Source organism: [Acidovorax] ebreus TPSY, from assembly GCF_000022305.1.
Classification (GTDB): domain Bacteria; phylum Pseudomonadota; class Gammaproteobacteria; order Burkholderiales; family Burkholderiaceae_C; genus Diaphorobacter; species Diaphorobacter nitroreducens.
Genome location: NC_011992.1, coordinates 1544690 through 1570536, shown reverse-complemented (window position 1 = coordinate 1570536; position 25847 = coordinate 1544690). Strand labels below are relative to the sequence as shown.

The window sequence follows — 25847 nt, the reverse complement described above, 5'->3', positions numbered from 1 at the left end:
CGGAAAGTACACTGGAATAGGCTGGTGCGGCTCCCGCTGACTTGAGGAAGAAGATCATGAAAGAAGGCATCCACCCCAATTACCGCGAAGTGTTGTTCGTTGACCTGTCCAACGGCTTCAAGTTCGTGACCCGTTCCTGCGTGAACACGAAGGAAACCGAGACCTTCGAAGGCAAGGAATACCCCCTGTACAAGCTGGACACGTCCTCCGAATCGCACCCCTTCTACACCGGCACGCAAAAGTCGGTGGACAACATGGGCGGCCGCGTGGAGCGTTTCCGCAACCGCTTCGGCAAGACCGCAGCGAAGTAAGCAGCAAGGCCTGCCCCGTGCAGGCCCGTGCAGGCAGGTGGCGAACCCATTCGCCGCACCTGCACACACTAGGCAGCCCGGCTTCTCCGCGCTGCCTTTTTTATTGCGCACTCCGCTATCCTCGGCCCAACGCCATTTCCCCCCGTCCGCGTGATACACCCGACCCCCGCCATCGTTGCCCAGAGCGCCGTGCGCCCGCTGCCGCGTTGGGCCTTGCTGCTGCTGTGCCTGGCCTATGCCGTTCCCGGCTTCGTGGGGCGCGACCCGTGGCGCAATGCGGACATCGCCTCGTTCGGCTACATGCGCGAACTGGCCCTCGGGCGCACCTCCTGGATGGACCCGCTGCTGGTGGGCGTGCCGCCGGATGGCGACGGACTGCTGCCCTACTGGCTGGGCGCGTGGGCCATCCAGGCGCTGGACGGCTGGCTGCCGGCGGAGCTTGCCGCGCGCCTGCCGTTCGTCGCTCTGCTGCTGCTGACCCTGGCGGCCACCTGGTACAGCGTGTACTACCTGGCGCGCAGCCCCGGCGCACAGCCCGTGGCCTTTGCCTTCGGCGGCGAGGCGCAGCCCGCCGACTATGCCCGCGCCATGGCCGACGCCGGCCTGCTGGCCTTCATCGCCTGCCTGGGACTGGCCCAGCTGTCGCATGAAACCACGAGCTACCTCACCCAGCTGTGCTGCACCGCGCTGCTGTTTTACGCTGGCTCCGCAATGCCTTGGCGCACGGCGTGGCCCACCTTCACCGCCATTGCCGGTCTGCTGGGGCTGGTGCTCAGCGGCGCCCCCACGCTCGCAGTGCTGCTGGGCCTGGGCTGTGCCTGGCTGGTGGCCTGCACGCGCGGCGCGACACTGCGCAGCCGCGCAGTGGCAGCGGGCGTGCTGCTGGCCGCCACAGTGGCCGCTGCCGCGCTGGCGCTGCAGTTGGACCTATGGCGCTGGCGCATCGTGCGCTTCGAAGATCTGAAACAGTGGCAAAGCCTGGTGCGCCTGTTCATCTGGTTCAGCTGGCCCGCCTGGCCCCTCACGCTGTGGACGCTGTGGTGCTGGCGGCAGCAGATCCTCAGCCGCGAATGGCACCGGCACCTGTTACTGCCGCTGTGGTTTGCCCTCGTGGCCGTGACAGCCACACTGACCACCCAGCCGGCCGACCGCGCACTGCTGCTGGGCCTGCCCGCCCTGGCGGCGCTGGCCGCCTTTGCGCTGCCGACGCTGCGGCGCAGCATCGCAGCGCTGATCGACTGGTTCACCCTGCTGTTCTTCAGCGCCTCGGCCATCGGTATCTGGGTGGTGTGGCTGGCGGTGCAGACGGGGGTGCCGGCCAAGCCCGCGGCCAACGTGGCCAAGCTGGCGCCCGGCTACGTGCCGTCGTTCTCGCTGTTGGCCTTCGGCGTGGCGCTGGCCGCCACGGCTGCGTGGTGCCTGCTGGTGGTCTGGCGCGCGGCACGCAACCGCCCCGCCATCTGGCGCAGCCTGGTGTTGCCCGCGGGTGGCGCCACGCTGGGCTGGCTGCTCATGATGACCTTGTGGCTGCCGCTGCTGAACTATGGCCGCAGCTTCGCACCCCAGGTGGCGGGTGTTGCCGCAGCCATCACCGACCGCGACAGCTGCGTGGTCGGCTACGGGCTGAACCGTGCGCAGTTGGCCGCGCTGCTGCACCATGGGCAACTGCACATGGTGCCCACCGAACAGCTGGCGCAGTGTGACTGGGTCATCGCAGACGCCTCCGCCGCACCGCTGGTGAGCGCGTTGCTGCCCCCGGCGCAGTGGCAGGAGATGGCGAGCGTCAGCCGCCCCACGGACCGCGGCGACCGCATGCTGGTGCTGCGCCGCACGGCCCGCAAGCGCTGATGTCCGAGCTGTCCACCATTGCACGGCACGCACTCACCGTGCTGGCCGGGCAGCTTGCGGTGATGGCCTTCGGGGTCACCGACACCATCGTTGCCGGACGCCATTCGCAGGAGTCCCTGGCCGCCCTCTCCATCGGCTCAGCCGTGTTCGTGAGCGTGTACGTGGCGCTCATGGGTGTGTTGCAGGCCTTGCTGCCCATCTGGGCCGAGCAGCGCGGCGCGAACGCACAGGCCGGCATGGGCGCCAGCGTGCGCCAGTCGCTGTACCTGTGGGCGGGTGCCGCGGTGCTGGGCATGGCCATGCTGCTGTCGCCAGGCCCGCTCCTGCAATGGACCGAGGTGCCGCCGGCGCTGCGCGGCGAGGTGCAGGCCTACCTGGCCATCCTCGCGTTCGGCCTGCCGCCTGCATTGCTGTTTCGCATCTACAGCACCCTCAACCAGGCTTTGGGGCGCCCGCAGCTCGTCACCTGGCTGCAGGTCGGCTCGCTGGCGGTCAAGGTGCCGCTCTCGGTCTGGTTCACCTTCGGCGGTGCCGGTCTGGCGCCGCAGGGTGCTGCAGGCTGCGCATGGGCCACGCTGGCCGTGAACTACGGCCTGATGCTGCTGGGCTGGTGGATGCTGCGCCGCCACACGATGTACGGCCCGCTGCGGCTGTGGCGCCCGTTGGAGCGGCCCGACCCCGCGCAGATTGCGCGCTTTGTGCGGCTGGGCCTGCCAGCGGGCTTATCCATCCTGGTGGAGGTGACCTCCTTCACGATGATGGCGCTGTTCATCGCACGCCAGGGGGCGTTGGCCTCGGCTGCGCACCAGATCGCTTCCAACCTCGCCGCCGTGCTCTACATGGTGCCTTTGTCGCTGGCCATTGCCGCAAGCGCCCGCGTGAGCTTCTGGCGTGGCGCGGGGAACGAGCACCAGGCCGCTGCCGTCGCCTTGAAGGGTTTTTGGCTTGCAGCGCTTATGGGATGTGCGCTAGCAGCTATATTATTAATAGCAAAAGGCACGATCACGGCCTTGTACTCCACCAGCGCGGAAGTCGTCGCCATGGCAGGCGCGCTGGCAGTATGGGTGGCCGCCTACCATGTGGCGGATGCCCTGCAGACGCTGTGCATCTTCGTGCTGCGCAGCTACCGCATCACGCTGGCGCCATTGGCGGTCTATTGCGTGCTGCTGTGGGGCGTAGGACTGTATGGAGGCTACGTGTTGGCCTACCGCGGCCTGGCGGGTTGGGGGCCGATGCATTCCCCTTCGCCTTTTTGGGCCGCCAGCGCTGCCGCTCTAGGCGCGACGGCGTTGATTTTCACGGCCCTGCTGCTGGGCGTGCTCAGGCTGCAGATACGCCGGGCGGCTCCGCCGCTACCGCAGGACCCCCACCGCTGAGGCTGCGCGGCGGCGTCCGCAGGCGCGACGGCGGAAACACCACCGTGAACGTCGAGCCCTGCCCCACCACGCTGGCCACCTGCAGCGCTGCGCCATGGCGCTGCACCACATGCTTCACGATGGCCAGTCCGAGGCCCGTGCCGCCCGTGTCGCGCGAGCGGCTGCGGTCCACGCGGTAAAAGCGCTCGGTGATGCGCGGCAGGTGTTCCGGCTCAATGCCAGGCCCTGAGTCGCGCACCATGAAACGGGCGCTGCCATCAGGCTCTACGTCCCACGCCACGGTGATACTGCCTCCGGGTGGCGTGTAGCGCACAGCGTTGTTGACCAGGTTGGCCAGGGCGCTTTGCAGCTCGGCCGCATTGCCGGCCACCTGCCCGGCCGCCTGCGCTGCTTCGGCCGTGGGGAACGTGATCTGGTGAGGCTTGCCGGGCTGGTTCTGCGTCAGCAGGGCCGAGAGCGCGCGCCCCTCGTCCTCGCAGCGGCGCAGCAGCGTCGAAACCGCGACCCATTCGTGCATGCTGGGCGGAGGGCTTCCCTCCAGGCGCGACAGCGTCAACAGGTCTTGCACCAGGTTCTGCATGCGCACGGCCTGCTGCGACATCATGCGCAGGTAGCGCGCACGCTCCTCGTTGCTGAGCTGCAGGGTCTGCAGGGTTTCGACAAAGCCCATCAGCACGGTGAGCGGGGTGCGGATCTCATGCGACACGTTGGCGACGAAGTCGCGCCGCATGGCCTCGGCCTGCTCCAGCGCCGTCACGTCGCGTGACAGCAGCAGCTTGCGGCCATCGCCATACGGGTGCAGGTGCACCGATACGCGCACCGGCCGCGAGGGCGTGCTGGCGCGTCCGGGCAGCACCACGTCGCGCGTGTAGTCCTTGGACGCGTAGTAGGTACTGAAGTCCGGGTCCCGCACGAGGTTGCCGATGGATTGCTGCGCATCACGCTCCGCATCCAGGCCAAAGTGCTCCTCGGCCATCTGGTTGCACCATTCGATATGGCCTTCGGCATCCAGCAGCATCACGCCATTAGGCGATGCCTGCAGCGCCTGGAGGATTTCCTGCAGGCGCGCATCGCCGGCCTGCGCCTTCAGCTGGCCCTGGCGCACCAAGCGCCGTGCGCGGTCCGCTGCTTCTCCCCACAGGCCACTCAGGCGTGGCGTTTGCGTGGGGTCTCCCTGGCGCAACCAGTTCAGCACGCGCGCGCCGCGCCACAGATCCCAGGCAAACCACAACCATGCGGCGAAACAGGCGCCGATGCCGGCACCCCAGGGGCCCGCCTGCCACCAGCCCAGCGCACCGCCGATCAGTTGGCACAGCAGAAAGAAAAAGAAGCGCAGGAGCATGGCCGCAGGGCTCAGGTCAACAACAAAAAAGCGCCCGCATCATCTCCGGGCGCCTGAAAAAACACGGAGGCGTCGGGCACCCGCCATCACGCCCGCATGAGTGTCTGCGGCTGCGCGGTGAGCCGGTATCCCGCTCCACGCACGGTCTCCACCATGGCGCCGCCTACCCCCAGCGCTTCACGCAAGCGTTTCACGTGCACATCCACCGTACGCTCCTCGATGAAGACGTGGTCCCCCCAAATCTTGTCGAGCAGTTGCGCGCGGCTGTGCACGCGCTCCGGGTGCTTCATCAGGTAGTGCAGCAGCTTGAACTCTGTCGGCCCGACCTTGAGCTGCTGGCCCTGGTAGCTGACGCGATACGTGGCCGCATCCAGCACCAGTTCACCAATAGAGACACTGTCGCTGACCTGCTCGGGCGCACGCCGGCGCAGCACGGCGCGGATGCGCGCCAGCAGTTCCTGCGTGGAAAACGGCTTGGTGATGTAGTCGTCGGCACCGGCATCCAGCCCGGCCACCTTGTCGGGCTCGTCACCGCGCGCCGTCAGCATGAGGATCGGAATCTGTTTGGTGCGGCTGTCGGCACGCCACTTGCGTGCCAGTTGCAGGCCACTTTGTCCCGGCAGCATCCAGTCCAGCAAGATGACATCGGGCAGCACCGCGTCCAGCTCGCGCTGCGCCGACTCGCCGTCTTCCGCCCAGATGGGCTGAAAGCCGTTGTGGCGCAGGTTCACGGCCACCAATTCTGCGATGGGGGACTCGTCCTCGACGATGAGTACCCGGGGAAGCTTCTTCATCGGTTCACCGCCTTTCTCAGGCCACGGCCGACTCGATCTCGTCCAGCGCCGTGTGGCGCACGTCCTTGCCCTTGACGAGATAGATGATCAGCTCGGCCACGTTCTTGGAATGGTCGCCAATGCGCTCGATGGCCTTGGCCAGGAACAGCAAGTCCAGGCTGGCGGAGATGGTGCGCGGGTCTTCCACCATGTAGGTGATGAGCTTGCGCACGAAACCGTCGAACTCCCGGTCGATGAGATCGTCTTCCTTCAGGATGGCAACAGCGGCCTTGGTGTCCAGGCGGGCAAACGCATCCAGCGCCTTGCGCAGGAGCCCCGAAGCCAGGTCGGCCGCCACACGCAGGTCGCTGGACGGTAGCGAACGGGCGGCCCCGCTTTCGATGATGGACTTGACCATGCGCGCCATGCGCGTGGCCTCGTCACCCATGCGCTCCAGATTGGCGATGGCCTTGGAGAAGGCCATCAGCAGGCGCAGGTCGCGTGCGGTGGGTTGGCGGCGCGCGATGACGGAGGCCAGCTCATGGTCGATCTCGACCTCCATGGCGTTCACGCGGCGCTCCAACTGCTCCACCTGTTCCACGGCTTCCAGGTTGAAGTGGGAAAGCGCATAGATGGCTTGGCGAATCTGCGACTCCACCAAGCCGCCCAGTTCCATGACGCGGGAGGAAATGTTGTTCAGTTCGCTGTCGAACTGTGAAGAAAGATGTTTGTCTGCCATGTCCCGTACCTCCATCAGCCGAAGCGGCCCGTGATGTAGTCCTCTGTCTCCTTGCGCTGCGGCTTGAAGAACATCTGCTCTGTGTCCCCGAACTCCACCAGGTCGCCCAAATACATATAGGCGGTGTAGTCACTGCAGCGCGCCGCCTGCTGCATGTTGTGCGTGACGATGACCACGGTGTAGTCGTCTTTCAGTTCGGCGATCAATTCCTCGATCTTGGCGGTAGAGATGGGGTCCAGCGCCGAGCAGGGCTCGTCCAGTAACAGTACTTCCGGCTTGATGGCGATGCCCCGCGCGATGCACAGGCGCTGCTGCTGACCGCCGGACAGGCCTGCGCCGCTCTGGTCCAGCTTGTCCTTGACCTCATTCCACAAGGCCGCCTTGCGCAGCGCCCACTCCACGCGGTCGTCCATGTCGCTCGCGCTCAGGCTCTCGAAAAGCTTCACGCCAAAGGCAATGTTGTCGTAGATCGACATGGGAAACGGCGTGGGCTTCTGGAACACCATGCCCACCTTGGCGCGGATCAGCGCCACGTCCTGCTTGCTGGTGAGCAGGTTCTCGCCGTCGAGGATGATCTGCCCCTCGGCGCGCTGCTCGGGATACAACTCGAACATGCGGTTGAAGGTGCGCAGCAGCGTGGATTTGCCGCAACCCGACGGCCCGATGAAGGCGGTGACCTTCTTCTCGGGAATGTCGAGGTTGATGCTCTTGAGGGCATGGAACTTCCCGTAATAGAAGTTCAGGTCACGGACCGTGATCTTGGATTGCACGGGCGCGGAGGTCTTGGTGGAGGGCATGAATGTCTTCCGGAGGCAATAGTTACTTTTGGCGCGTGACCACACGGGCCAGGATGTTCAGGCCCAGCACCGCAAGGGTGATGAGGAACACGCCAGCCCAGGCGAGCTGCTGCCAGTTCTCATAGGGGCTCATGGCGAACTTGAAGATGGTCACCGGCAAGCTGGCCATGGGCTTGGACAGGTCGCCATTCCAGAACTGGTTGTTCAGTGCAGTGAACAGCAGGGGCGCCGTCTCGCCTGCGATGCGTGCCACCGCCAGCAATATGCCGGTGATCACGCCGGCGCGGGCCGCGCGCAGCGTCACCATGGTGATGACCTTCCATTTGGGTGTGCCCAGGGCGTAGGCCGCCTCGCGCAGACTGGCCGGAACGAGGATCAGCATGTTTTCGGTGGTGCGGATCACCACGGGGATGACGATGAGCGCCAAGGCCATGATCCCGGCGTAGGCCGAGAAGCTCTTGAACTGGGCGACCACCACGGCATAAACAAACAAGCCGATCACGATGCTGGGTGCGGACAGGAGGATGTCATTCACAAAGCGCGTCGTGGATGCCAGCCAGCCGCGTGCGTCGTATTCCGCAAGGTAGACGCCCGCCATGATGCCGATGGGCGTGCCCACGAACGTCGCCAGCAGCACCATGACGAAGGAACCGAAGATCGCGTTCGCGATACCACCGGCTTCGTTGGGCGGGGGCGTCATCTGCGTGAACAGCGCCACGCTCAGCCCGCCCACGCCCAGCCGGATGGTTTCCCACAGGATCCAGACCAGCCAGAACACGCCAAACGCCATGGCCAGAAGCGACAGCGTCAATGCGATCTGGTTCAGGCGCTTGCGCGACGTATAGCGCGCCTGGCGCACCTGGGCCAGCTCGGCCGCGGAGATGAGTTTTTGCGACGTGCTCATGCGCGGGCCCCTTCGTTTTTCTTGAGGCGCGCCAGCAGCAGCTTGGACAAGGCCAGCACCACGAAAGTGATGAAGAAGAGCACCAGTCCCAGATAGATCAACGACGCCTGGTGCAGGCCCTCGCCGGCTTCGGCAAATTCGTTGGCCAGCGCGGAGGTGATGCTGTTGGCCGCCTCGAACACGGACAGTGAATTCAGCTGGTTCATATTGCCGATCACGAAGGTGACGGCCATGGTCTCGCCCAGCGCACGGCCCAGCCCCAGCATGATGCCGCCCAGGACACCGGACTTGGTATAGGGCAGCACCACCTTCCACACCACCTCCCAGGTGGTGGAGCCCAGGCCGTAGGCGGACTCCTTGAGCAGCGCGGGAGTGACTTCAAACACATCGCGCATGACCGACGCGATGAAGGGGATGATCATGATGGCCAGGATGATGCCGGCCGACAGAATGCCGATACCCACGGGCGGCCCCGACACCAGCGCGCCAAGGTAAGGCACGCCGTGGAACAGCGACTGCAGCGGCTGCTGCACATAAGTGGCAAGAATGGGGCCAAACACCATCAGGCCCCACATGCCGTAGACGATCGAAGGCACAGCCGCCAGCAGTTCGATGGCCGTTCCCAGCGGACGTTTGAGCCATGCAGGGGAAAGCTCCGTCAGAAACAGCGCAATGCCGAAACTGACCGGCACGGCGATCAACAGCGCGATGATGGAGGTCGTCAGGGTGCCATAGACCATCACCAGGCCGCCGTACTCGTTCTGTACGGGATCCCAGACGCTGCTCGTCAGGAAGCCCAGGCCGTACTGCTGGATCGATGGCCAGGCACCGTGCACGAGCGACGCCATGATGCCCAGCAAAAGCGCCAGGGTCAGCACGGCCGCGCCGCGCGCCAACCAGCCGAAGATGCGATCGGCAATCACGCCGGAAAACAGGGTGGTACGGGGCGGGGGGGAACCCCTGGATGCGCCAACAGCCGCATCAAGCGGCGGGGCCTCGTGGACGGGCATGGTACTGGACACGTCTGATTGCCTTGTAAAACAGGGGAACCGGTGGTCCACCCGGGAGGGCGGGCCACCGTGTCAGCTTACTTCAGGGCGATGGATTTGCCCGAAGTGTCCTTGATCTCGCCCCACGACTTCATGATCACGGCCTTCACATTTTCCGGCATGGCCACATAGTCCAGATCAGAGGCGGTCTTGTCGCCCGACTTGTATGCCCACTCGAAGAACTTCAGTGCCGTAGCAGCCTGCACCGGCTTGTCCTGCGACTTCTGCATCAGGATGAAGGTGGCGGAGGTGAGCGGCCATGCATCCTTGCCGGGCTGGTTCGTCAGGATCTGGTAGAAGCTCTTGGTCCATTCCGCACCCGCGGCGGCGGCCTTGAAGGTGGCCTCATCAGGCGACACGAAGTTGCCAGCGCTGTTCTGCATCTGCGCGAACGTCAGCTTGTTTTGCTTCACGTAGGCGTACTCCACATAGCCGATGGAGTTGGGCAGGCGTCCCACGAACGCGGCCACGCCTTCGTTGCCCTTGCCGCCCGCGCCGGTGGGCCAGTTCACGGCAGTGCCTTCGCCCACCTTGGCCTTCCACTCGGCGTTCACCTTGCTCAGGTAGTTGGTGAAACCGAAGGTGGTGCCGGAGCCATCGGCACGGCGCACCGGGGCGATGGCGGCATCAGGCAGGTTCAGGCCAGGGTTCAAGGCCTTGATGGCTTCGTCGTTCCACTTGGTGATCTTGCCCAGATAGATGTCGCCGAGCAGTTGGCCGTTGAGCTTGAGTTGGCCGGGCTGAATACCCTTGATGTTCACCACGGGAACGATACCGCCGATCACGGTAGGGAACTGCACGAGCCCCTTCTTGGCCAGTTCTTCGTCTTTCAGGGGCGCATCGGAAGCGCCGAAATCAACCGTCTTGGCCTCGATCTGACGCAGGCCGGCGCCCGAGCCCACGGACTGGTAGTTGATCTTGACGCCCGTGGCCTTGTTGTAGTCGGCCGCCCACTTGGAATACAGGGGTGCAGGGAAGCTGGCGCCAGCGCCCGTTGCTTCCTGCTGTGCCCAGGCGCCAGAAAACACGCCCATTGCCACAACACCAGACACCAGAACGCGAATCGCGGAGAGTTTCATGGAAGAGACCTCTTGGTTGAAAAAACTCAATGCTGCGACTCTAGAAGCCGTTTGTGACATCACCGTGACATTCATTCTTGACCGTCATACACCGTCCGCAGCGCTGCCCCATTTCCTTGTCACGGAACTGTCGCACCGGGAACGTACGCTCCCGCCACCGACAACAGTCGGTAACAAACACACCTCTACGGGAGAACCACATGTTCCGTCGCCTGACTCTTCAAACCACCCTGGCCCTCGCGATCGTCGCGACCCTGGGCGCCTGCTCAACCCCCGCGTCTGCCCCTAACACGGTGGGCGGCGTGGTTGCCAAGACCAAGAACCTCAGCACCTTCAACCAATTGGTCGCCGACGCAGGCATGGCAGCCACGCTGAACGGCTCCGGCCCCTACACGGTTTTCGCCCCCAGCGATGCAGCCTTCCAGGCGCTTCCTGCGAAGACGCGCGACGCCCTCAAGAACGACAAGGAACAGCTGAAGGCCGTGCTGAGCTATCACATCGTGCCGGCACACGTCACCGCAAGCGCCAAGGCCGGCAAGCTGAAGACCCTGCAGGGCTCGGACATTGCTCTGGCACGCGCCGCAGACTTTGTGACCGTGGAGGACGCCCTGGTGGAACAGGCCGACCTGAAGGCGGGCAACGGTGTCGTGCACGTGATTGATCGCGTGCTGGTGCCTCCCCGCAAGAAGTAAGCCGTTCCACGCCAACCTGTCCTTCCAGACCATGCATCCTCCCCTTTCTTGCAGCCTGCGATTGCAGCGGCGCGCCCTGTTGAAGGCGGCGGGCGCTGCCTGCGCCATGGGCGCAGCGGCATATGCGCCCGTGGCGCGGGCGCAGGAGCCACGCGCTCTCGCAGTCACACAGATCGTGGATCTGTCGCCACAGAACCAGGACGTCAGCCGTGACTTCCTGATCGGGTCCCGGGCTGCATGGACGGACCTGAACGCTCGTGGCGGCGGCATTCGCGGCCGCTCCGTCCAGCATGTGGTGGTGGAGACCGACGGGTCGGCTGCCGCGGTTCGCACGGCCTGGAAGGCGGCATACGACAACGCCGCGTGTGTGGCATTGTCCGGGTGCGTGGGGGACAGCACGGCGGCCGCCATCGCCACCCTGCAGACGGGCGAGGCCGCACTGGCCCACCTGGCACCGTGGCTCCTGCGGCAATGGAAGGACGACAGCGACACCGTCTTTCCCATCTTTCCCAATTACCGGGCCCAGATGACCCATGCCATTCGCTCTCTCGCGGTCATGGGAGTGCAACAGGCAGGTGCGGTCTACGCCAATGCGACACTCCAGCAGCAGTTGCAGGGTCTGGTCACCGAAGTGGGCAAGGCCATGGGGTTACGCATCCAGCCCCTCTCGCCCCAGGAGCAACGCGGAATTCCCCCCGCCATCGTGCTGTTCATCGGGGGCACTCCGGAGCTTCACGAATATGTAAGACACCTGACCCTGCCCCAGGGCCGGCAATGCTATGTAGTGGCCCTTGCCGATGCGAATCTGCAGGTGCTGGCGCAGTTGGGCGGCATTCCGCGCGGCATTTCCGTCATCGCCACGCAACCGGTTCCCTTGGTGTCGCACGGCATGTCCATCGTGCGCAACTACCGCGAGGTCATGGCCAAGCTCTACGACGAGCCCCCCTCGCCCCAGGGGCTGGCGGGCTTCATCGCCGCACGGTATACCGCAGAGGTGCTGCAATCGGTGACCGGGCCGGTCACACGTGCCAGCGTTCTCGCCGCGTTGCGTAAACGCGTAGAAATCCAGGTCGGCGGCTACCTGGTGGCCTACGAAGACAGACGCCTGGCCAATACCCACGTCACACAAAGCATGCTCACGGCCGACGGACGCATCGTGGGCTGAGACGTGGCCACCCTGCAGTCGTTTTCTCCCCGGCGCCGATGCTATGCTGCACCGCTGGAAAACCTGCGCACAGCGTGCATCCCCATGCAAGATGGAATACTGCTGGCAGCCGTGGATCTGGGCTCCAATAGCTTTCGCCTGGAAATCGGCCGCCTCGAACACGGGCAGATCCGCCGTGTCGAATACCTGAAAGAAACCGTTCGCCAGGGCGGCGGCCTCGATGAGGACCGCAACCTCACGCAGGACGCCATGCAGCGTGGCTGGGATTGCCTTGCCCGGTTTGCAGAGCGGCTTGCGGGTTTTCCAGCTGCTCATGTCCGTGCGGTGGCGACGCAAACCTTGCGCGAGGCACGCAACCGGGAAGAATTCATTACCCGAGGAAGCCGGATTCTGGGCTTTCCCATCGACGTCGTATCCGGGCCTGAAGAGGCGCGGCTCATCTACCAGGGCGTGGCAAGACTGCTGCCGCAATCCGACGAAAAGCGCCTGGTCGTGGACATCGGCGGTCGCTCGACGGAATTGATTCTGGGGCAGCAGTTCACGCCAGGTACCGTGGCGTCCTACCGCGTGGGCAGCGTGGCTTGGTCTGCCCGCTACTTCGCTGACGGTTCCTTCACGCGCCACGCTTTCGAAGCCGCTGAGATCGCCGCCAAGGCCGTGCTGGACGAGGCGATGGACAGTTACCGGCGCCAGACGTGGGATGTGGCTTATGGCTCATCAGGCACCGTCGGGGCCGTTGGCTCCATCCTTGCTGCCGCTGGCGGTGAGGAGGGTGTGATCCGCCGGGAGGGCCTCGACTGGCTGCAGGACCAGTTGATGCGTGCACGCCATGTAGACCGCCTGCGATTGGACGGCCTCAAGGACGACCGCAAGGCGGTGATTGGAGGGGGCGTCAGCATCGTGCGTGCGATCTTTGATCTGCTGGATATCGAACGCATGACCGTGGCGCAAGGCGCTCTGCGCCAAGGTGCCCTCTACGATCTTCTGGACCGCGACCAGCCCGAAACGGATTTGCGCTCAGCTACCGTGCGCTCGCTCATGCACCGTTTTACGGTGGACCACGCCCATGCCGAGCGCGTTGCCGAACTGGCCTGCCGCCTGTTCCGCGAGGCTTCCCCGCAAGGCAGCGAACGTGCCGCCCGCAAGCTCGGCTGGGCCGCTTGCCTGCACGAGATCGGATGCCGCATTTCACACAGCGACTACCACCATCACGGCGCCTACATCCTGGACCATACGGATGCAGCCGGCTTTGCCTTGCCCGAACTGCACCATCTGGGGCTCCTGGTGCTGGGCCACCGGGGGAAGGTGCGCAAGCTGGAAGCCGCGAATCTCGCCGATCCGGTCTTTGCCTTGCAGCTCATGTGCCTGCGCGCAGCAGTGGCCCTGTGCCACGCGCGGCGCCCCCCAGACGTAGAAGGTATCCATCTGCAGGTGGAAGGCCGCCGCTGTACCGTGCAGTCGCGCACCGGCTGGGCAGCGGCCTATCCGCAGTCTGCACACCTGCTGCGGGAAGAATCCGATGCCTGGCAAAAAACGCCATGGGAATTCGTGACCGAGCTTTCTTGATCTGATGGCGCCGCAACATAAAACGATATAAACTGTTTATATCGTTTTTCAGTCAGGCAAGGTATATGGCACGAACTCCCGCTACCGACACAGCGGCCCCGGCCGCGCAGGCCCCTGCTCCAGCTCCGGCAAAAGATCTGGCAACAGAAGCGCCAGCGGCTTCGCCGAAGAGGTCGCCGGCAAAGCCTTCCAAGGCACACGTAAAAGCGCCCCTCAAGGCGGCCACCAAGGCAGCACCATCTGTGGCCGACAAAGAAAAAGACATGAAGGCCAAGAAGCCCAAGCTGGTGCGCGATAGCTTCACCATCCCGAAGGACGAGTACGCTGTCATCGAAACGCTGAAGGAACGCACGGCCCGCTTGTCGACACCTGCCAAGAAGAGCGAGTTACTGCGGGCCGGCCTCAAGGTATTGTCGCAACTGGACGATGCCACCCTGCAAAAGGCAATGCAGTCCATACCCGCAATCAAGACCGGGCGCCCTAAGTCGGACAAGAAATAGTCTGCTTTGCAAGGCAGGTTGAAAGATCGCCTGCCCTGTCCTGCGCTCCAGCTACAGGAATTCGGGCGATTGCACCGCAAGCAGGATGGTCTCGCTGGCATCCTGTCGTTGCCGATGGCGCAGCCACCACACGGCTCCCTTGCGGATGGAACATTCATCGGCACGCAAGCCCAAGAGCCGTGCCACGGTTTGCCCCAGCATCGGCTGATGGCCCACTATCAGCACGGCCCCCCGCGAACGCGGCCACTGGGCCAGTTCCAGTAGCTCATCCGGTTGTCCGCCCGGCAACAGTTCTGCACGCAGCTTGTATTTGCGGCCCAGTGCTTTTGCGGTCTGCTCGGTGCGCCGTGCGGGGCTGGCAAGCACGCGCAATCCGTCGGGCAGTTGGCGATCGAGCCACACCGCCATGCGCGCCGCCTGTTTTTCGCCACGCTGCGTCAGCGGCCGGTCCAGGTCGTCTTCGTTCTCACCGGCATTTTCCGCCTCGGCATGGCGCCAAAGTATGAGATCCGTCATGCGCTTTCTTTCCGGGGCACGGGCGCAGCTACGGGGGCGTAGCGCGCCATCAGGGCATTTTGGGCTCCCGCGCCATCCAGCACATGCGGCGCGCGGGAATAACTGCCATCGCTCTCCAGGCTCCACGCATCACGGTTGTCGTGCAGGTAGGCCACAAGGCATTCGTCAATGATGCGCTGGCGCAGCTTCTTGTCCGTCACTGGCCACGCCAGTTCCACGCGGCGCAGCATGTTGCGGTTCATCCAATCGGCGCTGGACAGGTAAAGGTCTTCCCGCGTACCGCTGCGGAAGTAAAACACGCGCGTGTGCTCCAGGAAGCGACCGATGACGGAACGCACCCGGATGTTCTCCGTGGCGCCCGCCACCTGTGCGGGGAGGATGCATGCGCCGCGCACGATGAGGTCCACGCTTGCGCCACGCTGGCCCGCACGGATGAGCGCCTGCACCAATGCCTCATCGGTCAGCGCGTTCATCTTGGCAACGATGCGGCCGCCCTCGCCGCGCTCAGCCGCCAGCCCTGCCTGCTCAATTTGCTCCAACAGGAACGAGTGCAGGTCGAAGGGCGCCATGACCAACTGCTTCAGCGGTGGCAGCCGGTTCTGATTGGCCAGATGGTCAAAGACGAGATCCATGTCCGCCGTCAGGTCCGCATCCGCCGTCAGATAGCTTAGATCGGTGTAGAGCCGGGCCGTGCGTGGGTTGTAATTGCCAGTGGACAGGTGCCCGTAGCGCCGCAGGCGCCCTCCTTCGCGGCGCGTCACCAAGAGCATCTTGGCATGGGTCTTCAAGCCCACGACGCCATACACCACCTGCGCGCCGATGGACTCCAGCGCTTCGGCCCAGTTGATGTTGGCCTCCTCGTCAAAGCGTGCCTTCAGTTCCACGACTGCCGTCACTTCCTTGCCGCGACGCACCGCCTCACGCAGGAGCTCCATAAGTTCCGAATCCGAGCCCGTGCGATAGATGGTCTGCTTGATGGCCAGCACCTGCGGATCGTTGACCGCTTCGCGCAGGAATGCCAGCACTCCGTCAAAACTCTCGAACGGCTGGTGGATGAGCAGGTCTCTGCGGCGCAGCTCCGCCATGATGGAACTGGAGCGCGGCAATTGCACTGGCCATGCCGGGCGCCACGGAGGGAACAGCAAGGCTGGCACATTAATCAGTTCCACCATCTGTACCAACCGCACCAAATTGACGGGGCCATGCACCCGGTACAGCGCCGCGGCAGGCAGAGCGAACTGGGATTGCAAGAATTCGGCCAGGAATCGCGAGCAACCGGAAGACACCTCCAGGCGCACCGCTTGACCGAAGTGCCGCTGCTGCAGTCCCTGCCGCAGGGCGGTGCGCAGGTTGCGCACGTCTTCCTCATCCACAGCGAGGTCCGAGTGACGGGTGACGCGGAACTGCGAAAATTCGTACACCTCGCGGCCCGGAAACAGGTCCACCAGGTGCGTGCGGATGATGCTGGAGAGGCTGACGAACTGCATGCCCGTGGGCGCCACATGTGCGGGCAGGCGCATGATGCGCGGCAATACGCGCGGCACCTTGACAATGGCGATCTCGTTTTCACGCCCGAAGGCATCGCTGCCGCGCAGGCGCACGATGAAGTTCAGGGATTTGTTCGCCACTTGGGGAAATGGGTGCGCCGGATCCAACCCCACCGGAATGAGCAGCGGGCGCACATCGCGCTGGAAATACTCACGCACCCACCGCCGCTGCGCCGCCGTGCGCTCGCCATGCGAGACCATGCGTATGCCCTGGGCGGCAAACGCGGGAATCAGCGAATGGTTGTACAGGGCGTATTGCCGCTCGACCAGATCGTGGGCTTTGCGTGCCAGCGCCTCAAACGAATGCAGGCTGTAGCCTTGCTTGGCTTCACCACCGTCCGCCGCGGCAAGATGGGCAGCGGCACGTACTTCGAAGAACTCGTCAAGGTTGGAAGAAACGATGCACAGGTAGCGCAGCCGCTCCAGCAGCGGCACGTCTTCACGCATCGCCCAGTCCAGCACCCGTTCATTGAAAGCAAGAATGCTGTGATCACGGTCCAGCAACGGCACGCCACCCACGGGAACCGGCAGAGTGGCGGCGGCCCCCTTTTTTTCCACGCCGGTATCCGGTTCCTCGTCGATCTGGCGAGAGACAGCGGACGGAGTCACGGAAGAGGACATGGGAGCACACAGAAGAAGAAGTGACTGCCAGTATTCGCCACGCCAATGACAAATTCATGACATTGACTTGTTTCTGTCATGCGTTGCTCGGGATACCTTTCCGAAGGCGTACTCGTCAATGTCCCAGGAAGTGCTTCCGGTAGCGAGGGGGTAGATCCACCAGGCGCATCAGCATGGGCAGGTCGGCCGTGTTGAAATCCGGGTCCCAGGCAGGCGCTCCCAGAATCTTGGCACCCAGGCGCAAATAGCCCTTGATCAACGCTGGCGGCTCCACATCCATGCTGCTGTCCAAGTGCTCAACAGGCAGCGGCAAGCGGGGCAAGACATGGTATTCGATGGGCGCGAGATGCGTCTGGCGCAATTGGTGCCAGATGCTGGCGGCCACGTCGCCCGTGACAATGCCGCCGTGCAGCATCGGGATGCTGGCGCAGCCGATCATCGTGTCCAGCCGGTTGCGGGCCATGAAGTCCGCCAGTGCGCCCCACAGCGCAAGAATGACGCCGCCGTGGCGATGGTCGGGGTGAACGCAACTGCGGCCCAGTTCCACCATGCGCTCACGCAAGCCGCGCAGGCGTGTCAGGTCGAACTCGGTATCGCTATACGTGCTGCCCACGCGCTGGGCCTGCGCAGGCGTCAAGACCCGGTAGGTGCCGATCACTTGCCGCGACTGCGTGTCGCGCACCAGCAGATGTTCACAGTAGTCGTCAAAGAGGTCCACATCATGGCCGGGCAGCGCGGTCTGCAGACGTGCGCCCATTTCCGAAGCGAAGACATCGAATCTCAACCGCTGCGCTTCGCGGACTTCATCGAGATGCCGCGCCCAGGCCACCTCCACACCGCCGTGCGGCGCTGCACCGTGGCCCACACCTTCCGTGCTGCGTGGGCGGTGAAGTGACCCCCTGGGAAGGGTCACGGGGCTCAAGGGCATGGTGGGGTTCGGCAAGTCGCTCATTGGCACTCCTGATGTCGCAAGGACCACGCGTGCCTGCCCGAAGATGCCGGAGCACCGCATTCCTTGGACATGACTGTGCATACGGCCCGTGACGGCGCGGTGTCGCCTTCGTGGCGACTTTGTGTCATGGGACTAACCCTGCCAAAAAGAGATGGCCGAAAACGCCCCGCCACGAATACAATTTGCTACAAATCAGGATTTCCAACGTCACCATCTTCGGACTGCTGTCCATGTCGCATCCGTCCACCGCCCTGGCGCAGGACCCAGGGCAGGTTTCTCCCGGGGCGATGCAGCGCGTCCTGCGCGAACAGCAGACCTTGCTGGACAGCGCGGGCGTCGGGATCGTGTTCATTCGCAACCGCGCTTTGGTGCGGTGCAACCAGCGCTGCGCAGAGATCTTCGGGCTACCCTCGCCCGAAGACGCGATTGGCCGAAGCAGCGAAGCCCTGCACCCAAGCCGGGGAGCGTTCCGCGAACTCGGCCGCGCCGCTTATCCGACCCTCGCGCGCGGTCAGGCGTATCGCACGGAGCGCCAGCTGAAACGCTGCGACGGCCAACTGTTCTGGGCGCACCTCACCGGGCGATTGATCAACCCCCGGGACAGCCGCGAAGGGTCCATCTGGATCATCGACGACATCGACGAGCAAAAGCGTGCTCAGGCGCAGTTGCAGGCGGCCTTGTGGGAAAAGCAGGTGCTGTTCGACAGTGCCATGGTGGGCATCGTCTTCCTGCAAGAGCGGCGCATGACACGGTGCAACCGCCATTTCGAGCAGATCCTGGGGTACGGCCCGGGCGAACTGGCAGGGTCTTCGTCGCGGCGGTGGTATTTGAGCGACGAAGACTGGCACGAGGCCGGGGTGCGCTGCTATGCGCCGCTGGTGCAGGGACAGGCCTTCGAAGGCCAGATGGTCTTGCGCACCCGCGATGGGCGCGCTATTGAATGTGAGGTACGCAGCAAGGCCGTCGATCCGTCGAATGTCGCGCAGGGCTCCATCTGGATCGTGATGGATGTGAGCGAGCGATTGCGCATTCAGAGGCAGCTCGCGGGCATGCATGGCGAACTGGAGCAGCAAGTGCGCGACCGCACGCGCGAGTTGCAGGAGACAGTGGGCAACCTGCACCGCGAGATCCAGGACCGTCAACGCGACCAGGAACGTATCTACTGGATGGCGCACTACGACGCGCTCACCGAACTGCCCAACCGCGTCCTTCTGGCCGAGCGCGGTCAGGACGCGATCCGCCACGCGCAAGAGTCCGGTGCGCCCCTGGCCGTGATGTTCCTGGACTTGGACAACTTCAAGCACGTGAACGACTCGCTGGGCCATCGCATCGGCGATGCACTGTTGGTGGAAATCGCACAGCGCCTGCGCACCACGGTGCGGCAAAGGGACACCGTGGCGCGCCTAGGGGGTGACGAGTTCGTGCTCCTGCTACCCGGCGCCAACGCGCAAGGCGCCGCGCGGGTGGCGGCCAAGATGCAGGAAGCAGCCCTGCAGCCCGTGCACATCCAGCACCATGAATTGTCGCTGGCCCTGTCCATGGGGATTGCGCTCTTTCCTGAGCATGGGAGCGATTTCGAGACCCTGATCCAGTCGGCCGATACCGCGATGTACCGCGCCAAGGCGGACGGACGCAACAGCTTCCGGTTCTTCACGCCCACGATGCAGGCGCAGTCGGCCCGAGCGCTGCAGTTGACCAACGCGCTGCGGCGGGCTTTGGAGCGCAACCAGTTGTCGCTGCATTACCAACCCCAGGTGTCCATAGCGACGGGCCGGGTCTGCGGCGTGGAGGCGCTGCTGCGCTGGCATCACCCAGAGCTGGGCGCGGTATCGCCGGCAGAATTCATTCCGGTGGCAGAAGACACTGGGCAAATCCTGCCCATTGGCGAGTGGGTGCTGCGCACGGCGCTGGCGCAGTTGCGCACCTGGCATAGCCAGGGACTTCCGGCCTTGACGATGGCAGTGAATCTGTCCGCCGTGCAGTTCCGCCAGCCGCAGTTGCTGGAGCTGGTGGACCGGCTCCTCGCCGAGTACGGAGTGCAGCCCCATCTGCTGGAGCTGGAACTGACCGAGAACGTGGCCGTCGCGGACCCCCACGCCGCGATCGCGACGATGGACCAGCTCCACGCCAAAGGCGTGCGCCTGTCGATGGATGACTTTGGTACCGGCTATTCGTCGCTGAGCCATCTCAAGCGATTCCAGATCTACCGGCTGAAGATCGACCAGTCCTTCGTGCGCGACCTGGACCATGACGGCAACGACCGCGCCATCGTCAGCGCCATCATCCGCATGGCGCAGGCGCTGGGCATGCGCACCACGGCCGAGGGGGTAGAAACCGCCCATCAGCTGACGTTCCTGCGCGAACAGGGCTGTGATGAAGCCCAAGGTTTCTATTTCAGCCGGCCCCTGGGGGCCCCGCATCTGCAGCAGTATTTGCTGCAGCGCCCTGCCTGAATGAACACTCAAAAGTGCCTGTAGCGCCCGCCTATCAAGCGCAAGCAGCTACAAAAACAATAGCAAATCAGCCCGCACGCGCTGCGTCTGCTATGCGTTGTGCGCAGCGGTTCGCCTGCTCGGCCTCACGTGCCTCCACCATCACGCGCAACAGTGGCTCCGTGCCGCTGGCGCGCACCAGCACGCGGCCATGGGCGCCCAATTCGGCCTCTGCGTCGCGGATGGCATCCGCGAGCACAGGGTTGGTTTTCCAGTCCTGGCCCGGGTTCAAGCGTACGTTGAGCAACACCTGAGGAAACAACGGCACGTCCGCGAGCAGCTGTGCCAGCGTTTTGCCGCTGCGCACGCACGCCTGCAACACCTGCAACGCGCTGATCAGGCCATCGCCCGTGGTGTGCCGGTCCAGCGCGAGCAGGTGGCCCGAGCCCTCCCCGCCCAACAGCCAATGCTGGCGCTGGAGTTCTTCCAGCACATAGCGGTCCCCTACCTTGGCGCGCATGAATTTCACGCCGCGCCGCTGCAGGGCCTCTTCCACGGCCATGTTGGTCATCAAGGTGCCGACCACGCCGGGCACATGCTCGTCGCGCGCCAGCCGGGCGGCGACCATCACGTAGAGCAATTCGTCACCGTTGAAAAGCCGCCCCGCCGCATCCACCATTTGCACGCGGTCCGCGTCGCCGTCCAGCGCAATGCCGTAGTCAGCATGGTTGGCACGCACGGCTCGCACCAGCGCGTCCGGATGCGTGGCGCCCACCTGATGGTTGATGTTGAGTCCATCGGGCGCGCACCCGATCGCCAGGACCTCGGCCCCCAGTTCATGGAACACCTTGGGCGCGATGTGATAAGCCGCGCCATGTGCGGCATCCACGACGATCTTCAGGCCCCGCAGCGTGAGGTCGTTGGCAAAAGTGCTCTTGCAGAATTCGATGTAACGGCCGGCGGCGTCATCCAGCCGTCGCGTCTTGCCCAGCGATGCGGAATCGGCCCACACGGGCGGTTGCTCCAGGGCGGCTTCCACCTCTTCTTCCCATGCGTCGGGCAGCTTGGTGCCTTGCGCACTGAAGAACTTGATGCCGTTGTCGGGGTAGGGATTGTGGCTGGCGCTGATGACCACGCCCAGGCTCGCACGCTGGGCACGCGTGAGGTAGGCCACGCCCGGCGTGGGCAGCGGCCCCAGCAGCACGACATCCACACCCGCCGAGTTGAAGCCCGATTCCAGCGCGCTTTCCAGCATGTAGCCGGAGATGCGCGTGTCCTTGCCGATGAGCACCGTTGGACGCTCCTGCGTGCGGCGCAGCACACGCCCTACCGCATGTGCCAAGCGCAGCGCGAAGTCGGGGGTGATGGGCGACTGTCCCACCGTGCCGCGGATGCCATCGGTGCCGAAATACTTGCGGGTCATGAAATTCCTTGATTACTGGGAAATGGCGGCGCCGGTGTCCTGCTGCCGCATCGCGCTCCACACCGCCAGCGCCGCCACGGTGTCGCGTACGTCATGCACACGCACCACCCGCGCACCGCGCTCCACGGCAAGCACGGCCGCGGCAACGCTTGGTGCCATGCGTTCGTGCACAGGTAGGCCAGTGACGGAACCGATGGACGATTTGCGCGACCAGCCGGCCAGCAACGGGTAGCCCAAGGCCAGGAGCTCGGGCTGGCGGGCCAGCAGGGCGAAATTTTGCTCGACTGTCTTGCCGAACCCAATGCCATAGTCGAGTACGATGCGGGCCTTTTCCACGCCCAGCGCTTGCAGTTCCTGCGCTGAGCGCTCCAAAAAATAGAGCACTGACGGCACCACATCTTCCTCCATGGGCGTGGCCTGCATGGTCTGCGGGTCCCGGTGCATATGCATCAGGCACACGCCGCAGCGCGGATGGGCGGCGACGATCCCGGCCGCCCCTGGCTGGCGCAACGCCCAGATGTCGTTGACGATGTCCGCCCCCAGGTCCAGCACCGCCTGCATGACCTGGGGCTTGTAGGTGTCGACCGAGACTGGCACCCCCAGGCGCACCGCCTCCGCCACCAGCGGCACGACGCGCGCCAGCTCTTGCTCCAGCGGCACCGCCGGGCTACCCGGGCGCGTGGATTCACCGCCGATGTCCAGGATATCCGCGCCATCCTTGATCAGCTGCTCGCAGTGCCGCAACGCTCCCCGCGTATCAACATGCCGGCCGCCGTCTGAGAAGGAATCTGGGGTGACGTTGACGATCCCCATGACCTGGGGACGCGTGAGGTCCACGTCGAAACGTGTGGTTTGCCAGCGCATGCGTGAGTGAGTGAGAGCCGTGAAATACAGAAAACGGGGCGCGAGGCCCCGTTCTTCATGCCAAACCGCTGTCAGGCGGCGGAGGGCGCCGGGTCCGGCTTGACGGCCGGAGTGCCGCCGCTGGAACCATCACCACCCGAAGGAGGGGTGCGCGGCGTCCAGTCCTTGGGCGGGCGAGGCGCCCGGCCGGCCATGATGTCGTCCAGCTGTTCGGCATCGATGGTTTCCCACTCCAGCATGGCCTTCGCCATGGCGTGCATCTTGTCCTGGTTCTCTTCGATCAGGCGGCGTGCCAATCCGTACTGCTCGTCGATGATGCGACGCACCTCAGCATCCACCTTCTGCATGGTTTCTTCGGAAATATTGGTGGTCTTGGTCACCGAACGGCCCAGGAACACTTCGCCTTCGTTCTCCGCGTACACCATGGGCCCCAGGGCCTCACTCATGCCGTAGCGCATCACCATGTCGCGCGCGATGGACGTGGCGCGTTCGAAGTCATTGCTGGCTCCCGTGGTCATCTGGTTCATGAACACTTCTTCGGCAATGCGCCCGCCGAACAGCATGGCGATCTGGTTCAGCATGTACTCCTTGTCGTAGGAGTAGCGGTCCTTCTCGGGCAGGCTCATGGTCACGCCCAGCGCGCGGCCGCGCGGAATGATGGTGACCTTATGCACCGGGTCGCACTTCGGCAACAACTTGCCGATCAGCGCATGGCCTGCTTCGTGGTAGGCCGTATTACGGCGCTCTTCCTCGGGCATGACCATGGTCTTGCGCTCAGGGCCCATGATGATCTTGTCCTTGGCCTTCTCGAAGTCCTGCATCTCCACCGTGCGCGCATTGCGCCGTGCAGCCATCAACGCTGCTTCGTTGCACAGGTTGGCCAGGTCTGCGCCGGACATGCCGGGCGTTCCGCGCGCGATGATGGCGGGGTTCACGTCCTGCCCCACCGGGATCTTGCGCATGTGCACGCCCAGGATCTGCTCGCGGCCGCGAATGTCGGGCAGCGTCACATACACCTGGCGGTCAAAACGGCCGGGACGCAGCAATGCAGCGTCCAGGATATCGGGACGGTTGGTCGCAGCCACGACGATCACGCCCAGGTTGGTCTCGAAGCCGTCCATCTCGACGAGCATCTGGTTCAGCGTCTGCTCGCGCTCGTCGTTGCCGCCGCCCAGGCCGGCGCCACGCTGGCGGCCCACGGCGTCGATTTCGTCGATGAAGATGATGCAGGGGGCGTTCTTCTTGGCGTTCTCGAACATGTCGCGCACGCGGGCCGCGCCCACGCCGACGAACATTTCCACGAAGTCGGAGCCCGAGATGCTGAAGAACGGCACCTTGGCTTCGCCAGCAATGGACTTGGCCAGCAGCGTCTTGCCGGTGCCCGGAGGGCCGACCAGCAACAGGCCACGCGGGATGCGGCCACCGAGCTTCTGGAATTTCTGCGGGTCCTTCAGGAAGTCGACCACTTCCTTCACCTCTTCCTTGGCCTCGTCGCAGCCCGCCACGTCCGCGAAGGTGACGGTGTTGTTGTTCTCGTCCAGCATGCGCGCCTTCGATTTTCCGAAGCTGAACGCACCGCCCTTGCCGCCACCCTGCATCTGGCGCATGAAGTACACCCACACGCCGATCAGCAGCAGCATCGGGCCCCAGCTGACCAGCAGGGTCATGAGCAGCGAGCCTTCTTCGCGCGGCTTGACGTCGAACTTGACGTTGTTGTTGATCAGGTCGCCCACGAGGCCGCGGTCGAGGTAGGTGGCCGTGGTGCGGATGCGGCGGTCATCATTGGTGACCGCCACGATCTCGGTGCCGCCCTGCCCTTCCTGGATCGTCGCGCTCTTGATGCGGTTGCTGCGCACCTCTTCCAGGAATTCCGAATAGCCGATGGTTCCGGCGCCCGCGCCCGCACGGGTGTCAAATTGTTTGAACACCGTAAAGAGCACCATGGCAATGACCAGCCAGACGGCGACTTTTGAAAACCACTGATTGTTCAAGCGGAACTCCAGATTCAGAAGTGGGAGGCCGGCCACGACACTGTCATGGAAACGTCCTAACGCAATTAGGGTTCATTTTAGGCGTTTCAACCCGCCAGCACCGCCCATTAACCCCGGCACAGGCCATGGTCAAGGCGCTGCGGTCAACCTTGACGCTTGAGCCCCATGCCCACCAGAAAGGTCTCCGATGATTTGTCGCGCGAGGCCTTGGGCTTCATCGGCTTGACCACGCGAAAGGTGTCCTTGAAGAGTTGCACCAGCTGGGAGTAACCGCTGCCGTGGAACAGCTTCACAACCAGTGCCCCCTCAGGCTTCAGATGGTGCACGGCAAAGTCCACCGCCAGCTCGATCAGGTGCGCGATACGCACGGCATCCACCGACTCCACGCCCGACAGATTGGGAGCCATGTCCGACACCACCACATCCACGGGCCGCCCTTGCACGGCCTCCTGCAAGCGTGCCAGCACCTCTTCCTCCCGAAAATCCCCCTGTAAAAAGGTGACGCCTTCAATGGGTTCCATCGGCAGAATGTCCAGCGCGATGATGACGCCGTTGAGTTGCCCCACTGCAGCCCCGTCCGGCGACAGCCGCCGGCGCACATACTGGCTCCAGGCCCCCGGAGACGACCCGAGATCCACCACCACATGGCCGGGCTTGATCAGCCCGAGCTGTTCGTCGATCTCCTTGAGTTTGTAGGCGGCGCGTGCGCGGTAGCCCTCCTTCTGGGCGAGCTTGACGTAGGTGTCGTTGACATGGTCGTGAAGCCATGCCTTGTTCACCTTCTTGCTTTTGGTCTGGGCTTTCATGGATAGATCGGTGCGCCGCCCCGGATCGGGGGACAGCAGTATGCCGGCCATTGCCGGAGCGTTGAGATAATACGGGTATGCCTCAAATTCAACTGACTCCCGCCGAGCGCCGGGAACACCGCGCCAATGCCCACCATCTGGACCCCGTGGTCCTGATCGGTGGCGACGGACTTACGGCCGCCGTTCAAAAGGAGATCGATGCCGCACTCAAGGCCCATGGCCTCATCAAGGTGCGCGTCTTCAACGACGACCGCGCCGCACGCGAGGAGATGTATCAGCAACTGGCCGATGCGCTGAACGCCGCACCCATCCAGCATATCGGCAAGCTGCTGGTGCTGTGGCGGCCCATTCCTGCGAAAGAGAAAGCCATCGACGAAGACCGCATGCCCGGTCCCCGCGATGTGAAGGTACTCAAGTTCAGCAAGCGCGGCGGCCAGCGCCCCGAGGTCAAACAACTGCGTGTGCTGGGTAACCAGCGTCTGACGCCTGGCGGGCAGATCAAGCGTGCCAAGCCCAAGCAGAAGTCGGTGAAAAAACGCCAGGCCGATTGACCC

General features: G+C 64.4%; 23 protein-coding genes. 9 read left to right on the top strand and 14 right to left on the bottom strand.

The genetic code is table 11. The annotated features are described in order from the left end of the window. The first annotated feature begins 56 nt into the window (after window positions 1–56). The 3 genes from DTPSY_RS07495 to DTPSY_RS07485 all read left to right on the top strand — a co-directional run bounded on the left by DTPSY_RS07495 (window position 57) and on the right by DTPSY_RS07485 (window position 3535). Window positions 57–311 (top strand): type B 50S ribosomal protein L31, encoded by a 255-nt coding sequence (locus DTPSY_RS07495; RefSeq protein ID WP_011805569.1) that lies wholly within the window; start codon window positions 57–59, stop codon window positions 309–311. 150 nt (window positions 312–461) lie between these two features. Then, window positions 462–2159: a hypothetical protein gene (locus DTPSY_RS07490; protein WP_015913079.1), complete on the top strand. Its 1698-nt coding sequence runs from the start codon at window positions 462–464 to the stop codon at window positions 2157–2159. After that, a complete protein-coding gene (locus DTPSY_RS07485) occupies window positions 2159–3535 on the top strand; it encodes an MATE family efflux transporter (RefSeq protein ID WP_015913078.1) in 1377 nt (458 codons plus the stop codon). The genes DTPSY_RS07490 and DTPSY_RS07485 overlap by 1 nt, the downstream gene beginning before the upstream one ends. Here the strand turns inward: DTPSY_RS07485 and phoR are convergent. The 7 genes from phoR to pstS all read right to left on the bottom strand — a co-directional run bounded on the left by phoR (window position 3480) and on the right by pstS (window position 10218). Continuing rightward, the gene (phoR, locus tag DTPSY_RS07480) at window positions 3480–4877 is read right to left on the bottom strand and encodes a phosphate regulon sensor histidine kinase PhoR (protein WP_015913077.1); all 1398 of its coding nucleotides are present in this window, start codon (window positions 4875–4877) and stop codon (window positions 3480–3482) included. The genes DTPSY_RS07485 and phoR overlap by 56 nt on opposite strands. Before the next feature lie 86 nt (window positions 4878–4963). Continuing rightward, a complete protein-coding gene (gene phoB / locus DTPSY_RS07475) occupies window positions 4964–5671 on the bottom strand; it encodes a phosphate regulon transcriptional regulator PhoB (protein WP_015913076.1) in 708 nt (235 codons plus the stop codon). A 16-nt stretch (window positions 5672–5687) separates the two neighbouring features. Beyond that, window positions 5688–6389: a phosphate signaling complex protein PhoU gene (phoU, locus tag DTPSY_RS07470; protein ID WP_015913075.1), complete on the bottom strand. Its 702-nt coding sequence runs from the start codon at window positions 6387–6389 to the stop codon at window positions 5688–5690. Window positions 6390–6403: 14 nt separating this feature from the next. After that, entirely contained in the window at window positions 6404–7186 is a 783-nt protein-coding gene (pstB, locus tag DTPSY_RS07465) for a phosphate ABC transporter ATP-binding protein PstB (RefSeq protein WP_011805575.1), read from the bottom strand. A 22-nt stretch (window positions 7187–7208) separates the two neighbouring features. Next, window positions 7209–8090, bottom strand: a complete 882-nt coding sequence (gene pstA, locus DTPSY_RS07460; protein WP_015913074.1) for a phosphate ABC transporter permease PstA — start codon at window positions 8088–8090, stop codon at window positions 7209–7211. Continuing rightward, entirely contained in the window at window positions 8087–9100 is a 1014-nt protein-coding gene (gene pstC / locus DTPSY_RS07455; protein WP_011805577.1) for a phosphate ABC transporter permease subunit PstC, read from the bottom strand. Before pstC ends, pstA begins: the two co-directional genes overlap by 4 nt. Window positions 9101–9177: 77 nt before the next feature. After that, window positions 9178–10218, bottom strand: a complete 1041-nt coding sequence (gene pstS, locus DTPSY_RS07450; RefSeq protein ID WP_015913073.1) for a phosphate ABC transporter substrate-binding protein PstS — start codon at window positions 10216–10218, stop codon at window positions 9178–9180. Between the two features lie 200 nt (window positions 10219–10418). On the opposite strand from pstS, the gene DTPSY_RS07445 reads away from it, so the two are divergent. From DTPSY_RS07445 to DTPSY_RS07430, 4 genes are all read left to right on the top strand, one after another. Continuing rightward, on the top strand, window positions 10419–10910 hold the full coding sequence (locus tag DTPSY_RS07445; protein WP_015913072.1) for a fasciclin domain-containing protein: 492 nt from the start codon (window positions 10419–10421) through the stop codon (window positions 10908–10910). A gap of 31 nt (window positions 10911–10941) precedes the next feature. Next, complete coding sequence (locus tag DTPSY_RS07440) at window positions 10942–12075, top strand: ABC transporter substrate-binding protein (RefSeq protein ID WP_041838821.1); 1134 nt, start codon at window positions 10942–10944, stop codon at window positions 12073–12075. Window positions 12076–12159: 84 nt separating this feature from the next. Next, window positions 12160–13641 (top strand): Ppx/GppA phosphatase family protein, encoded by a 1482-nt coding sequence (locus DTPSY_RS07435; protein ID WP_011805581.1) that lies wholly within the window; start codon window positions 12160–12162, stop codon window positions 13639–13641. A 65-nt stretch (window positions 13642–13706) separates the two neighbouring features. Continuing rightward, the gene (locus DTPSY_RS07430; protein ID WP_041838820.1) at window positions 13707–14141 is read left to right on the top strand and encodes a hypothetical protein; all 435 of its coding nucleotides are present in this window, start codon (window positions 13707–13709) and stop codon (window positions 14139–14141) included. Window positions 14142–14192: 51 nt separating this feature from the next. Here DTPSY_RS07430 and DTPSY_RS07425 read toward each other — a convergent pair whose 3' ends face one another. The 3 genes from DTPSY_RS07425 to DTPSY_RS07415 form a co-directional block, all read right to left on the bottom strand. Next, window positions 14193–14657, bottom strand: coding sequence for a SixA phosphatase family protein (locus DTPSY_RS07425; protein WP_015913070.1), 465 nt, complete (start codon window positions 14655–14657; stop codon window positions 14193–14195). Next, window positions 14654–16825 carry a polyphosphate kinase 1 gene (gene ppk1, locus DTPSY_RS07420; RefSeq protein WP_015913069.1) on the bottom strand — a complete coding sequence of 724 codons (2172 nt, stop codon included), beginning with the start codon at window positions 16823–16825 and terminating at the stop codon, window positions 14654–14656. The genes DTPSY_RS07425 and ppk1 overlap by 4 nt, the downstream gene beginning before the upstream one ends. A gap of 115 nt (window positions 16826–16940) precedes the next feature. Further along, complete coding sequence (locus tag DTPSY_RS07415; protein WP_015913068.1) at window positions 16941–17777, bottom strand: GNAT family N-acetyltransferase; 837 nt, start codon at window positions 17775–17777, stop codon at window positions 16941–16943. A gap of 230 nt (window positions 17778–18007) precedes the next feature. Here DTPSY_RS07415 and DTPSY_RS07410 point away from each other — a divergent pair, with 230 nt between their 5' ends. Then, window positions 18008–20230: an EAL domain-containing protein gene (locus tag DTPSY_RS07410; RefSeq protein ID WP_015913067.1), complete on the top strand. Its 2223-nt coding sequence runs from the start codon at window positions 18008–18010 to the stop codon at window positions 20228–20230. A gap of 67 nt (window positions 20231–20297) precedes the next feature. On the opposite strand, the gene glmM is transcribed toward DTPSY_RS07410, so the two are convergent. The 4 genes from glmM to DTPSY_RS07390 all read right to left on the bottom strand — a co-directional run bounded on the left by glmM (window position 20298) and on the right by DTPSY_RS07390 (window position 25293). Continuing rightward, window positions 20298–21632 carry a phosphoglucosamine mutase gene (gene glmM, locus DTPSY_RS07405; RefSeq protein WP_015913066.1) on the bottom strand — a complete coding sequence of 445 codons (1335 nt, stop codon included), beginning with the start codon at window positions 21630–21632 and terminating at the stop codon, window positions 20298–20300. Between the two features lie 12 nt (window positions 21633–21644). Further along, the gene (gene folP, locus DTPSY_RS07400) at window positions 21645–22496 is read right to left on the bottom strand and encodes a dihydropteroate synthase (protein ID WP_015913065.1); all 852 of its coding nucleotides are present in this window, start codon (window positions 22494–22496) and stop codon (window positions 21645–21647) included. 71 nt (window positions 22497–22567) lie between these two features. Then, window positions 22568–24487, bottom strand: coding sequence for an ATP-dependent zinc metalloprotease FtsH (gene ftsH / locus DTPSY_RS07395; protein WP_011805589.1), 1920 nt, complete (start codon window positions 24485–24487; stop codon window positions 22568–22570). A 143-nt stretch (window positions 24488–24630) separates the two neighbouring features. Next, a complete protein-coding gene (locus DTPSY_RS07390; RefSeq protein WP_015913064.1) occupies window positions 24631–25293 on the bottom strand; it encodes an RlmE family RNA methyltransferase in 663 nt (220 codons plus the stop codon). Window positions 25294–25370: 77 nt separating this feature from the next. On the opposite strand from DTPSY_RS07390, the gene DTPSY_RS07385 reads away from it, so the two are divergent. Next, a complete protein-coding gene (locus DTPSY_RS07385) occupies window positions 25371–25844 on the top strand; it encodes a YhbY family RNA-binding protein (protein ID WP_011805591.1) in 474 nt (157 codons plus the stop codon). Window positions 25845–25847: the final 3 nt, after the last annotated feature.